This window comes from Thainema salinarum CENA647 (assembly GCF_057732415.1).
Map to the genome: position 1 here is coordinate 1,591,242 of NZ_JBYJZJ010000022.1, position 13,496 is coordinate 1,604,737.

13 protein-coding genes are annotated in these 13,496 nt (G+C 51.6%); 4 read left to right on the forward strand and 9 right to left on the reverse strand.

Features of this window, described 5'->3' with window-relative positions:
• Positions 1 to 24 precede the first annotated feature (24 nt).
• Together AC286M_RS13820 and AC286M_RS13825 are read left to right on the forward strand one after the other, a co-directional pair.
• A complete protein-coding gene (locus AC286M_RS13820; RefSeq protein ID WP_488204942.1) occupies positions 25 to 261 on the forward strand; it encodes a 2Fe-2S iron-sulfur cluster-binding protein in 237 nt (78 codons plus the stop codon).
• Between the two features lie 375 nt (positions 262 to 636).
• Positions 637 to 1,464: a hypothetical protein gene (locus AC286M_RS13825; RefSeq protein ID WP_488204943.1), complete on the forward strand. Its 828-nt coding sequence runs from the start codon at positions 637 to 639 to the stop codon at positions 1,462 to 1,464.
• Between the two features lie 55 nt (positions 1,465 to 1,519).
• Here the strand turns inward: AC286M_RS13825 and AC286M_RS13830 are convergent, their stop codons facing one another.
• From AC286M_RS13830 to AC286M_RS13845, 4 genes are all read right to left on the reverse strand, one after another.
• A complete protein-coding gene (locus tag AC286M_RS13830; RefSeq protein ID WP_488204944.1) occupies positions 1,520 to 2,260 on the reverse strand; it encodes a phosphonate ABC transporter ATP-binding protein in 741 nt (246 codons plus the stop codon).
• A gap of 1 nt (position 2,261) precedes the next feature.
• The gene (gene aroF, locus AC286M_RS13835) at positions 2,262 to 3,182 is read right to left on the reverse strand and encodes a 3-deoxy-7-phosphoheptulonate synthase (protein ID WP_488204945.1); all 921 of its coding nucleotides are present in this window, start codon (positions 3,180 to 3,182) and stop codon (positions 2,262 to 2,264) included.
• Positions 3,183 to 3,692: 510 nt separating this feature from the next.
• A complete protein-coding gene (locus AC286M_RS13840; protein ID WP_488204946.1) occupies positions 3,693 to 4,088 on the reverse strand; it encodes a Rid family detoxifying hydrolase in 396 nt (131 codons plus the stop codon).
• Positions 4,089 to 4,276: 188 nt separating this feature from the next.
• Entirely contained in the window at positions 4,277 to 4,705 is a 429-nt protein-coding gene (locus tag AC286M_RS13845) for an NUDIX domain-containing protein (protein WP_488204947.1), read from the reverse strand.
• Between the two features lie 181 nt (positions 4,706 to 4,886).
• Between AC286M_RS13845 and malQ the strand changes: the two genes are divergently transcribed.
• Positions 4,887 to 6,398: a 4-alpha-glucanotransferase gene (gene malQ, locus AC286M_RS13850; RefSeq protein ID WP_488204948.1), complete on the forward strand. Its 1,512-nt coding sequence runs from the start codon at positions 4,887 to 4,889 to the stop codon at positions 6,396 to 6,398.
• A gap of 133 nt (positions 6,399 to 6,531) precedes the next feature.
• Positions 6,532 to 8,217: a GAF domain-containing sensor histidine kinase gene (locus AC286M_RS13855; RefSeq protein ID WP_488204949.1), complete on the forward strand. Its 1,686-nt coding sequence runs from the start codon at positions 6,532 to 6,534 to the stop codon at positions 8,215 to 8,217.
• On the opposite strand, the gene AC286M_RS13860 is transcribed toward AC286M_RS13855, so the two are convergent.
• The 5 genes from AC286M_RS13860 to hpsE all read right to left on the reverse strand — a co-directional run bounded on the left by AC286M_RS13860 (position 8,205) and on the right by hpsE (position 13,472).
• Positions 8,205 to 8,960 carry a glycoside hydrolase family 24 protein gene (locus AC286M_RS13860; protein ID WP_488204950.1) on the reverse strand — a complete coding sequence of 252 codons (756 nt, stop codon included), beginning with the start codon at positions 8,958 to 8,960 and terminating at the stop codon, positions 8,205 to 8,207. The genes AC286M_RS13855 and AC286M_RS13860 overlap by 13 nt on opposite strands.
• 288 nt (positions 8,961 to 9,248) lie before the next feature.
• Complete coding sequence (locus AC286M_RS13865) at positions 9,249 to 10,175, reverse strand: sulfotransferase family protein (protein ID WP_488204951.1); 927 nt, start codon at positions 10,173 to 10,175, stop codon at positions 9,249 to 9,251.
• Between the two features lie 87 nt (positions 10,176 to 10,262).
• Positions 10,263 to 11,168: a glycosyltransferase family 2 protein gene (locus AC286M_RS13870; protein WP_488204952.1), complete on the reverse strand. Its 906-nt coding sequence runs from the start codon at positions 11,166 to 11,168 to the stop codon at positions 10,263 to 10,265.
• 164 nt (positions 11,169 to 11,332) lie between these two features.
• Entirely contained in the window at positions 11,333 to 12,520 is a 1,188-nt protein-coding gene (locus tag AC286M_RS13875; RefSeq protein ID WP_488204953.1) for a glycosyltransferase family 4 protein, read from the reverse strand.
• A gap of 4 nt (positions 12,521 to 12,524) precedes the next feature.
• The gene (gene hpsE / locus AC286M_RS13880; protein WP_488204954.1) at positions 12,525 to 13,472 is read right to left on the reverse strand and encodes a hormogonium polysaccharide biosynthesis glycosyltransferase HpsE; all 948 of its coding nucleotides are present in this window, start codon (positions 13,470 to 13,472) and stop codon (positions 12,525 to 12,527) included.
• Positions 13,473 to 13,496 lie beyond the last annotated feature (24 nt).

A 13,496-nucleotide genomic window follows, 5' to 3' on the forward strand; every position in this document is an offset into this window, starting at 1 on the left:
ACGTAAACAGCAAGCTCAGGTTGAATGGCGATTCAAGTTCATTTTTTACCGGATGATGTCACTGTTGAAGCGGAGGCAGGTGAACCCCTGCTCCAGGTTGCAGAACGGGCTGGCATCTCAATCCCGACTGGCTGCTTGATGGGTTCCTGTCACGCTTGCGAAGTTGAGATGAATGGCGAAGATGTTTGCTCCTGCATTACAGCAGTGCCAGAGGGTCGATCGCGAATTACGATCGACCTATTTGTTGATCCAACCTGGTAAATCCAACTTGGTAGACCAAACGCAGAGTTTGTCAACATCATCTAACAAAATCATCCCGCCAAGCAAAAAAGAATAGAGAGTATATATCTCAAGAGGCATATCGTAGGAACTATATCTTCCTACGATTAAGTCATTATGATTGAAAACGTCGAGTTCCTTATTTGGGGCTTTATTCTCACAACGGACTCCCAATAAGCTCAACAAACCTGTTTTCCGTTTGTTTAAGAGTATCCGCAGGTGCATCGATCGCAGATAGTCAGTTCAAGCCAATTGCTGCAATAGCGGGCCAAAGAGGCAAACAGCAGAGTTGTGCGTTTACCTAAAGTCTTGAACTGGACTGGATTTCAGATCTCAGTAACAGGACGGACACTAAACATGTATTACCTAAAGTGGCTGCTTGCTTTGACTGTTGTAGGAACTGTCAGCACGGCTCTATCAGGTTGTCAGGACATCTCGGGAAATGAGCTGGTTACGTCAATTGCTGAGTTGACGTTTGCCAACAATGAAAAGCCAGAAGAGGAAGAATCAGCCGATTCGTCTTTTCCAGAAGTTTCAGCCCAAGTATTCGATAACACGCCGAACGGGGTGGTAAATGTGGTGATGGATGCCATCAACCACGGCGATGCAGCTACTTTGGCTAAATATATGGCAAAAAGTAGCGATGATCCGATTCAAGCAGCGGAAGCTGCGATCGCAGATTACCAAACCTACTTTCTCAACAGTCGCCTAGTTGGGTTTCAACCCATTGATGCCGCTGATGCCGCTGCCGCAACTGGAGCGGATAGCACATCGCGTTATGAACTAATCAGTGAAGCTGGCCTGACCAAAGAGATTACCGTTATTCAGCAAGCCGATCAGATTCAGGTATCGGATGAGTTTCTGGATTATTCAGGGATGGCAAAAGCGCGGATGTCCAGCTTTGTCGGAGCGCTCCAGAACCAGAATGCGGAACAACTTGCAGCCGCCTTGTCTACGCCTCAAGCGACCTATTCAACGGCCTGGGCTGAACGTGCGATCGCGCTGTACCAAGACCGGATGAATTTGGATACGTTGGCGTTTAAGTTTGTTGATCTCGAGCCCTTTACCCAGCAGTTTACCTATAGCGTTGTGTCTAAAACGCCTGAAGGCTATGAGCTTACTCATGATGTCACCGTCACCTTTGGTGATGAACAAGTTGAGATCCAAGACTCGTGGATTCCCTGACGGGAGAAGGTTACACCACTACATACCTCGTTCGAGTTTTACACCAACTGATGTTTTACACCAACTGATATAGCGCCTGAATCATCTCCGAGGACACCGACTGAGATGGCGCATCAAAGACAATTTCGCCTTGCCGAAGACCAACCATCCGCTGGCAGTGGCTAAAGGCAAATTCAATGTCGTGCAGGCTGATAACCAGCGTTTTATTTGTGGTTTCGCACAGATGACGCAGCAAATCCATCAGATCCCGCGATCGCTCTGGGTCAAGACTGGCGATCGGCTCATCGGCCAAAATAATTGCCGGATCTTGGACGAGTACTCGCGCCAGCGCCACCCGCTGCTGCTGACCACCGGAAAGCTGATCCGTACGAGCATAGAGCTTTTCCGGAATGCCCACCTGGGCCAGTGCGTGACTGGCAGTTTTCACATTTAACGGTCGAATCAGCGACCAGGCCGCCTGCCCAATCGACCAGCGGCCCAAATTTCCAGCGTTGACGTTGTGGATCACCCGCAGATTCGGCACCAGATGATGCTGTTGATAAATCGTGCCAATCTGCCGCTGCAGCCGTCGCCGCTGCTGTCCAGTCGCCACCGAAAACGCCTGACCAAACGCCCACACTTCGCCCGCAGTAGGATACAGCGAACCGTTCATCAAGCTCAGCAACGTACTTTTTCCCGCCCCACTAGAACCAACCAACGCAACTCGCTCTCCCGGCTGGATCGTTAAATTAATATCCGATAGCGCTTGAAAATCACCAAACCGCTGCTGAATATTCTGGAGCTGCAAAATTGGCATTCTAACTCACCTTCGATAACTGCCGCTGCGGCACCGCATGAATCGGCACCCGTCGTCCCACTGCCTGAGCCACGGGGACCAAACTCTGCACCAACTCCACCATCTCGTCTAGCGATAGCGCCTGCCGCGCATCGGAAACGGACTTCTCGGGTTCCGGATGACATTCAATTAGTAAACCATCTGCTCCAGCTGCGATCGCAGCTCGTGACAAACCCGCTACTAACTCCCGCTTGCCTGCCGCATGGCTGGGATCAACCAGTACGGGCAAGTGTGTTAACTGCTTCAGCGCCACCACTGCGCCTAAATCCAGCACGTTACGAGTGAATGAGTCGAAGCTGCGAATGCCCCGCTCACACAGCACAACCTGGCTGTTGCCGTGGCTGAGGATATATTCTGCCGCCATCACGAATTCTTCAATCGTGGCAGCCAGTCCCCGCTTCAGCAAAACGGGCTTGTTTGCTTGACCGACCGCTTTTAGCAAATCGAAATTCTGCATATTGCGGCTACCGATTTGCAGCATGTCCGCCCTATCTGCGATCGCATCAATTTGAGAAATCGCCATTACTTCTGTGATCACGGGTAGACTGTAGGTTTGGCTGACCTGAGCCAAAATGTCGAGTCCCGTTTGCCCCAGTCCCTGGAAAGCGTAGGGCGACGTGCGCGGTTTGAACGCACCACCCCGCAGTGCCTGCACCGATCCGGTTAGATGATGGGCGACCGCTTCCATTTGCTCCAGATTTTCAACGGTACAGGGGCCACCGACAATGAACAAATCCTGACCGCCAATCGTGGCACCGGGCAGCGTGACGACTGTTTCGTGATCGGCGTGGGCTTTAGAGGCGAGTTCGGCGTGAACCATGATGTTTCTCCTAGTTTCCTGATACTTGGGTGATTTTTGAGCAGTACTTGAACGCTTAAGCAATTAAAAAGCCCGCTACCTTGGGGGGCACCGGGCAGAGGTCGAGAATTGTCGCACCATCAACTTACCCGGAGGATTGGCCGGTAAAAAAGTAAAAGCTATAAAACCATCGAGCGCTGGCAATCATAACGGGTAGGTTGAGGGTGAGGATTGACAATGGAATGACGATTAAATAACGAGTGAAATGGACAATAAAAAAACCGCAGAGCCTTGTCTGCGGTTCACTGAAAGTTTCCATCACAACGTGGATTCACTTCCAGTGAACCTTGATAAACCAAAAATAAAAGCTAGAGCTGTATAGCATGGCTTGAAGCTGCCGGGAGTTCCGGTCGCGTGTTGTGAATGGATTTCTATTTGTCAACGCTAACAGGGGAAAATCCTGCCGTCAAGTACCTATTCGGGTGATGGGGCCAAAATCACGCCCAAATGTCACCAAATCTAGGGTTTTGTACACACCACTGTAGGGACGAATGGCTATTCGCCCCTACGGAATCTGGATTGGCAACAGAAATGTTAATTAGAAATTACGGCAATGCATTCAATTTCGACCAGAACATCTTTGGGCAAACGCGCCACCTCAACACAAGCGCGGGCGGGAGCTTGCTCATCACCAAAATGCTCGGCATAGACGGCATTCATCGCCGCAAAATCGTTCATGTCCTTCAAGAACACGCTGGTTTTCACCACGTCGTTTAGACTCGCTCCGGCTGCTTTTAGGATGGCAGTCAAATTTGCGATCGCTTGTTGCGTTTGCTGCTGAATATCCCCTTCGCCCACAATTGTGTTCGTCACTGGATCTAAGGGAATCTGCCCTGCCACAAACAGCATCTGACCGGAAGCTGCGATCGCTTGATTGTATGGTCCCACCGGAACCGGAGCCTGATCGGTTCGAATGACATGACGTGACATTAATCTAGTCCTCACCCAAATTACTCGTGCATCGCTAAATCACGTAACCAGTAGACTTTATTGAAAATTGTTTTGTAGCGCGGCGGAGCCGCGCTACAAAACAATTTTCAACCCCAAAAACTTTATTTCCAATAAAGTCTAGTGTAAATCTTACGTTGACAAGAGCCGAGCGTCTAGAACCGCTCAGTTTACAGGCGCGGACGCAACCCATAACTCCGATAGGTCAAATAATCCCGCAACACTTGGTCGTGATCAAAACAAAGATTCTGAGGAATTTGCCACATATCAAATACCTCCAGGTGCTTAGCGTCATCTGCGGCTTGAGGAGTACCCGTGGCCGTGGCGATGAAGACTAGACTGATCGTGTGCTGACGCGGATCACGGTCGGGATCAGAATAAACGTGAAACTGCTCAACCAAGTTGACATCTAGTCCTGTCTCTTCTTGAGCTTCGCGGCTCGCTGCGGTTTCCATCGATTCCCCATAGTCTACAAAACCACCCGGAATTGCCCATCCATAGGGTGGATTTTTGCGCTCAATTAAGACAATCGGACGATGAGGCCGATCCACAAGTTCGATGATGATATCAACGGTTGGACTGGGATTTCGATGAGTCATAAACGCGATGAATTTGGAAAAAACACTAAAGTTGGCGTCTCATTAAGCTTATCGAACAAGTTGTTGAGAACCTTCTGCCAAAGATGATCCCATCGCAACTTTACTTCTAGACTGATCGTGATAGAGTCTAGGCAACTTAAGGCTTTACCCAACTGATTGCTGTTCACTAGTTTGTCTTTTTATGGATCTTTCTCGTTCTTGCGGAGTTCTACTACACCCCACCTCCTTTCCCAGCCGATTTGGCATTGGTGACCTAGGGGAAGCCGCCTATCGCTTCGTTGATTTCTTAGCGGAAACTGGACAGCAGCTTTGGCAAGTTCTGCCACTGGGTCCGACCGGATACGGGAACTCGCCTTATTTGTCATACTCCTCAATGGCGGGAAATCCAGTCTTGATTAGCCCAGATGTGCTGATTGGACATGGCTTGTTAAATCATGATGATTTGACCGATGTGCCAGGGTTTCCGACTGACCATGTAGATTACGATAAAGCGATTCGCTACAAAATGACTCTGCTTGAGAAAGCGGCTGAGCGATTCAAGCATCAACCCAATCCAGAAGCGCACCAAGCCTTCGCCAAATTTTGTGAAGACCACGACTTCTGGCTGAATGAATATGCGTTTTACATGGCGCTCAAGCAAGCGCACAATGGCAGCAGTTGGTATGAATGGGGAGAGGGTTTAGCCCGCCGCGATCCGGAGGTCATGCAGCAATGGCAGAAAAAGCTATCCGGTGAAATCCTGTACCATAAGTTTCTCCAGTTTGAATTCTTCCGCCAATGGGTTAACCTCAAAACCTATGCTAATGAGCGTGGTATTGCCATCATTGGCGATATGCCGTTCTATGTGGCTCATGACAGCGTTGATGTTTGGGCATTTCCGCACAACTTCTTGCTTGACCCAGAAACGCTACAGCCGTCCAAGATTGCCGGTGTTCCACCCGATTACTTCAGTGAAACGGGCCAACTGTGGGGTAATCCGGTCTACGACTGGGATGCATTACGAGAGCGAGATTTTCGCTGGTGGCTCCAGCGGCTCCATGCGATGCTCGACTATGTTGACCTAATTCGGATTGATCATTTCCGAGGCTTTGAAGCCTATTGGGCTGTTCCGGGCGGTGAAGACACGGCTATCAACGGTGAATGGGTCAAATCCCCTGGAAAAGAGTTCTTCAAGGCGGTGCGAGCCGAGTTGCACAGCCTACCCATTCTGGCAGAGGATTTGGGATTGATTACGCCAGAGGTAGAAGAACTGCGGGATATGTTTGACTTCCCAGGCATGAAAATTCTCCATTTTGCCTTTGGCTCTGGCCCAGGAAATCCATACCTCCCGTTCAACTACGTCCGCAACTGTATGGTCTACACCGGCACCCACGATAACGACACAACTGTAGGTTGGTGGGAAAAACTGTCTGAGCATGAAAAAGGCGGTGCTCTGGCCTATTTGGGCGCAATCAGTCCAGAAGGAATTCAATGGGATTTGATTCGACTGGCTTTTAGTTCAATTGCCGATTATGCCATTGTGCCGCTCCAGGATTTACTGGGATTGGGTTCAGAAGCCCGCATGAATACCCCTGGCCGCGCAGAAGGCAACTGGTCTTGGCGCTATCGAGCTGAAGATTTGACTGAAGAACTGCGCGATCGCATGCGTAACCTGACCGTTACCTATGGTCGGGCACCGTCTCACTGGTATTAATGGCAGGATTCGCCGCATTTGGCGTTATATGAGCGTGGGATCAGTTTTTTCGGGTGCAGGGATTGGGCTTGGAAGATACACTTGAAATTACCCAAACTGTCCATCTTATTGACTGCTCTGTCCTCATCTATACATGCCAGCTAGCGCCAATTTTGTTGCCTTATGCCAAGCTCAGTTGAATCTCCTAGTCGATGGCCTGGGAGCGGCGGCTAGCGCTGTTTATTTGGCAGAAGAAACCGCCACGGGTCAGGACATGGAACTGACGCCCGTGGCTAGCTATCCAGCGGACGCACTGCAAACATTGCGATCGCACAATGAATCGTTATTTACTCCCCAGCTACCGGATGCGGCGAATCAGCCACTACCCAGCTATGGCTATCTAGCAGAATCGGCAACAGCAAAGCAGGTAGAGGAGTTTCCCAGACGCGATCGCACGACAGAGCGCATCACAGAACTTGCGCCTGAGGCGGAAACTCGCGATCAGCGCCGGTCATCCTACTCAGCTCAGTCTGAAACTGCTGAGGGGCCAAGAACGGTTAATCCATTTGCCGACTCATTTGCGACCTCAGATGCTGACTTTGAATCCACCGTTGAAGCTAGGGTCGAAGCCGATAGCTGTCCGCTGCCGCTGATTAATCAGGTGGTCATTCCGCTGATTCATGATGAGTTAGTGATGGGTATTTTGGTCGCTGCTCGCCCGGAGCAAACCTGGAGCGCATCCGAAAAGAAACAGCTCAATCACATTGCCGATACGCTGGCTATTGCCTGCATTATGGATCGGCAGGAACACTGGATGCAGGACTACAGCCAGGTTCAATACCAGCGCGAGGTGCAACAACATGAAGTTGCCCACGATTTTCTACATCAGTTCCGCAATCCGCTGACAGCTATTCGGACGTTTGGCAAGCTCTTGCTCAGGCGGATGCAAGCGGATGATGCCAATCATTCCGTCGCTGAAGGGATCGTGCGGGAAAGCGATCACCTCAGGGATTTGTTTGAAGAATTTCGCCAGGTCGTCGATCAAGAGCATGAAGACTGGCTGAAACAAAATCTACCTCGGCGGAACCAAACCTCTGCCCTGCCCGCTGCGGACTCAGCGGCATGGGTCTCGGCGGCATCCAACACTGCTTCTCCAGAGCGAGCCGCTGCACCAGATCAGCCACCATTGGCTTCGCTTCATTTATTGCCGCCCAGTCCCTCTCGCCTACATCCCAGCCTGTGCTCGTTGATGGATGTCATCGATCCGCTGCTGGTGACTGGATCTGCGATCGCACAAGAACGCAATCTAGACTTCTGGACAGAATTGCCCAATACCGATCCCGTTGTCTGGGCGGATGCCAAAGCACTGCGGGAAATTCTAGGCAACATTCTCGACAATGCACTGAAGTATGCGACACCAGATGCGGCCATCTTGATCCAAATTCCGCCGCTGTCAGCCATTTCATCCATGACAAAGCCAGCTGATGACGACGCAACGCACATTGCCGATCAGCTCCAGCAACAGCAGCAGGCCATCCTCATTGCCGATACGGGGCCAGGAATTCCCGTTTCGGATCTAGAGCATGTGTTTGAACGGCATTATCGAGGGGTTCAAACCCAAACGGATATCCCCGGCACAGGGTTAGGACTTGCGATCGCGCATGAGCTGATTGAGCAAATGCAGGGCGTGATCCAGGTTTATAGTCCCTTATCGGCTTGCCCAATTCAATCCCAGCGCTTCCGTCAACTTGCAGCCTCGACAACACCAGAGTATCCCGGTACGGCCTTTGTCGTTTGGCTTTCAACAATGGCACCCCAACCTGCGGTTTACGGTGTATAGCCCGCTAGCGCGAGTTCTTCTTGCAAAACATCCCAATAAATATCCGGCAGCGCACTCGTCATCGAATTGCTTTCGATGCCATAGCCCAAGCTCGTCCAAGTGCCGGAGAGCAGTTCCAGCACCTGATAAATCTCTCCCTGTTGCAGCAGGGCCGAAATGTCATAGCCGCCCCAGGCGTAGGGGTCGCTGAGCCACGCATAGACGACCTGGTCTTGGTATTCCGGTTCGAAACTGTAGGTGCTCCAAGGGGTATACCAGGCGGGGGGTTGGGGATGATACAGCTCAGCCTTTTCTTTCCAAGTGGTGGTTAAAAACTGATAGCGTCCTGCCGCTGTGGTGCAGTTGCCGATGTTTGGCCCCACTGCAATCGTTAAGCAGCGATCGGGATGGTGATTAAAGTTTTGAATCAGATCGCCCCCGTACAGCATGGCATAGGGCTGATCGCTGTTCGATTCGCTGGCCGAAATCGTCCGCATCAACGCCCGGATGTAAGGATCTCCCCCCTGCATGGCGAGCGGTAAAGGACGCGAAACCGGATTAGCTGTAAAGAAGCGCTGGACGGCTTTGGATTTGAGAGCTTCGGGTGAAGGAGGGGATGTGTAGAGAAATGCCAACAGACCACCTACCACCAAAATGAGACTGCCCGTCAAAAACCGACGACGCTCTAGCTGGCGCTGCTGGCGGCGACGAACTCGGCGTCGAGATGGATAGGAAGACGGATTGACGGAGTGCGGGGATGTCACAGAGGCTGAATGGTTAAGGGGCTAAACCGTGTATTCTAAAGCATTGCAGTTATGCCAATGGTTGATTTAAGCGATGCGATCGCACCTGAGCACCATGACATAACTTAAAACTCAACGTTCATCTTTATACCCATATTGCACCACTGCGCTCCTAGAATAGCAGACGATCCCCATTTCGCACTTGCCATTCATTGGGCTTTGGACTAATGCTTTGTCAAATGTATTTTGAGAGGTCGAAGCATTTTGAAAAAGATGACTCGGGTTCTTCTAGTCGGATTTGGGATGAGATTACTGGGATATAAACGGCGTGAAATCGATTTTGGCGACTTGATTTTCAATGTAAGCTCGCTGATCGGCGTTAAATAGCTGGGTAAACTTGGTGGAATTCTGGTTTTGAATCGGCTGATGTACACTAGTTTTCCAACGTTCAGAGCTAAGCCTAACCTGCTGAGCCGTTTCACGATAACCATCTAGCATGGTCGATTCATAGACTATACCGATACGCTGACAGAGGGTTTCTAGAGCTTGGGCGGGGTTCGCAACTAAGTCTTCATAGCGAACAAAGTGGTGATTAGGTCGCCCCTGATACCGCAGACTAATGCGGAGATCGCGTAGCCAGCGAGCCGTACAGAGCTTAACATCGGCAGGTTCGTCCGGCCACTGATCAGGATAGCGCTGGCGCACGTCATACAGCGATGCCACTACATCGGTACCGTTGCGCACAAGGTGAATAAACTGTGCATCCGGCACCTGCTGCACGATGTAGTCAAGATAGTACAAATGCTGAGGTGTTTTCTCTAGCCAAATTGGCTGCTGCTGCCGCTGGGCAACTTGATCGAGGACATGAAAAAAGGCCTGCGTATACTGCCGTTTAGTTGCGATCGCAGCTTTGGGCAACTCCTGCTCTAGATCAGGCTGGTTGATGTCCTGGAGAAACTGGCGCAGGTGCGATCTCAATCGGGCTAACGCCATGCCAAAGATTAACTTTCGTGCTGCCAGCTTAAACAGGGGACGAGTCAACGCTGTTTCAAACGGCCAATCAGTAAACTGCTGCGCCTTGTCGGCACTGAACAAATAGAGAAAAAATTGCGATTCTGGAAACGACTGCACTTGAGAATGGCTGGCCAGCAGGCTCTGGAGCAGTGTCGTACCCGAGCGGGGACAGCCGACAAGAAACAGCCGTTTTTGAATTGATGACTCAGATCCGTTTGCCATAAGTGCCTTTCGTGGGTGAGCATGGCCCACCTTCTAGTATCGATATGAATCTATGTGAGAGCCAACACGAGCGCTAACTCTCATACGTTACAGTCGCCGTCGAACTGCTTTCCACACTAACGCTGGGGAAAAGAAGAATGCCTGCACCAGTAAATAATAAGCAAACAGCGGCTGGCAATTTGCTTCCCGTAGTTTACGGGCAATATTCATTGACCAGCGGCTTTTGGCGGTGTGGCGCAGATGCCGATAGGGTTTTCCTTCTGGCGTGTCGAGAAAACTGTCAACCGATTGAATAACTTCTTTGGCATAGAGCCGAATGTTTTGGGTCAGCCCATCCGCTTCTTGGACTCGGATCACGAGCGCTTCTGGGACATGCACGTAGTCGCCATAGGCCAGCAGGCGCAAATACAGCTCGCGATCGTGGCAAATTTTGAGCGCTTCGTTCAACAGCCCGGTTTGGAGCAGACAGCGACGCCGTGCGACAACCAACGACATTGTCCAAATCAGCGGACTCATCAGCATATGCTGCGTCGCATCGGTATACATCGGCCACACTTTTGACGATACGACCACCTGTTCCACTCCAGCTTCACCACTTTGATTTGCACCAATTTGATTCATAACATCACAGGCACTCAGCGCGGCATCGGGATGAGCAGCCAGTGCGTTTGCATGGGCTTCCAGAAAACCGGGCAACCACTGATCGTCAGAATCCAAAAACGCAACCCAGTCTCCTTGCGCCTGCGCGATCGCAACATTACGCGCCCCAGCAGCCCCCCGATTGTGCGATAAGGCAATCACCTGAAGTTGGGGATATTGCGCGGCAGGATAGGTGTCATGTAGCCATTCCACCGTGCCATCGGTTGAGCAATCATCGGCAATCAGCAGCTCGTAGTCCTGCACGGTTTGCTTAAGGACACTTGCGATCGCAGTCGGCAAGCAGCGTCGCCGATTGTAGGTGGGCATGATGATTGAGAACTTAGGAGCCGCCATGGTGGGTTTCTGGGTTAATTCGATGGGTGGGGTGTTGGGTGTTGGGTGCTAGGTATTGGATGCTGGGTGCTGAGAATTAAGAATGGAAAATTAAGAATGGAGGATTAGGGACTGGGATTAATCTTCAGGCAGTGAGAGGCTCTAACAGGACGATAGTACTCCTATCAGGGCAATATTATTTCTCTGCGATAAAGTTGCTTAAGGAGGAGTGCTTCGATTTGACTGACTGTTTGATTGAGGCTGAAGTGGTGGGCAACGTGTTGACGAGTGCGATCGCACAGGGTTGGGTCGTGATCTCGCCAGTCCAGCCAGTTGATGATTCGCTGTGCTAGTGCTGCCGCATCGCCGGGAGGAAACAGTCCGGCTGCAAATTCGCCAGTCAGAATTTCAGGAATGCCGCCGACATGGCTACCTAGGGCTGGGGTGCCGCAGGCCATTGACTCGATTAATGTCCGACCAAAGGGTTCGGCGTAGGTGCTAGGTAAAACCGTTAGGTCGCTCTGCTGATAAATCGTCAATGGCTGAGACTCAAACGGACGAAATTTTACAACTGACGCGAGTCCTAAACGATCGGCTAGTACTTGCAGCGATTCAACATATGCGGCTGCGGCTGCGGGCGAGGGGTGCAGAACGGGCCGACCAATAATCCAAAGCTTGAGAACGCGATCCGGTTGCGCTTGAACGACTTTGGCCACAGCTTCGATGAGCGTCTCCAGCCCTTTGCCCGGATCGAGGCGACCCAGGTAGGTAATGATGCGCGTCTGGGGAGATAGCTCAGCTTGCTGTTGGATTTGAGCCGGATCACCAGGAGTAAACCGCTTCACATCAATGCCATTGTGGATGACTTGGATGCGATCGCAGTCTAAACCAGCCTGGCTCCAGTCCTGCTTCATCTGCTGGGATACGGTGATGTATTGCTGGAAGCGGCGCATCGGCCAGCCATACTGGTAGGGCATTGGCTGTACGACGGGCTGCCGAATGTGAAATACCACGGGCCAGTTTCCCCATCGCCCCAGACCATACGCAAACAGACTGAGCATGTGATCGTCGATATACAGCACAGTAGGGTCTGCATCTGTTCTGCCCTGCTGGAGAGCTTTCATCGTCTGGCGCAGGCTCTGGCCAAACTGTAGAACCGACTGCCAGCCCTTGCCCTTGTTAATATCATGAGCCTGCACCTGAATCAGCCGACGACAAAATGCAGCGTAGGACTGGCGCAGATCGCCATCTTTCAAGAACAGCAGGTCAATGGTGTGGTTGCGATCGCACAGGCTGCGACAGACATCGAGCATCGACCGCTGCTTGCCACCGCGTGAGACATCTAATTCCGTCGTAAAGGCAACAATCCGCATGGCATCAGGGCTTCCGCAACCGCCAGCAAATCCACGGGCTGATCACGCTTCCCCAGTGAAACGCCAGTTCTGTGCGCAGAGCAATATCTTGATAGGTCTGGTAGCGATGAGTCAGCAGCAGCAGCAGCGATCGCTTCAAACCACCCAGCACGGTTCGCAGCATGATTTTGGGTGCTTGAGCCGCAGTGGCAGTGACCAGTCGCAGTTGGCAGGTCGCTAAGCCGCAGGCATAGGCTAGACGAATCAAGTAATCGCGCTCAAATCGCTGGGCCGATAGCTGGTGATGAGTTTGTAAATCGGGCGTGTACCAAATTTCCCAGCCGGCTTTGTGCAAATAGAGCAGCGGCTCATAGTCATCCCCTTGAACAAAGAAACCAGGCCGCTTGCCGCTCAGCGTCGGCAGTTTAGGAACGCTCTCAATCCAGGCTTGTTTACGAATTACTAGCGAGGCCGCTGGCGGCAGCAGCAGGTTATCTGGATCAAAGGCACAAGGCTGATGACCGTGATCACGAATCGCTAGGTAAATGGCAATCCGATTAAAGTCAGACGGCACTGAGGCATCCGTCGCGAGACGAATCCGACCACTAAATGCGCCGAGCCGAGGACGATGATGGCGAAACTGAGCAGCAACGCTCAGCCAATTTGGTTCCGGCCAGTTATCGTCGTCCAGAAAGCCAATCCACTCGCCATTCGCCGCACCAATTGCCGTAAGGCGCGCATAGGCGGCTCCCTGTTGCGGTTCAAAAGCATAGCGAATCGGCACTGGAAACGTTGCGTCTGCCTGGTACTGCTCGACAATCTGGCGCGTGTTATCCGAACTATTGTTATCGACGATCAAAATTTCCCAGGCAAGCTGATCCACCTGGGTTTGCGATCGCAATTTTTCTAACAGGGCCGGAATGCGATCGCCACCGTTATAGGTCGGAATGGCGATCGTGAAATCTAGGGTCATTCACTTAGGTTGGGTACTGAGCTA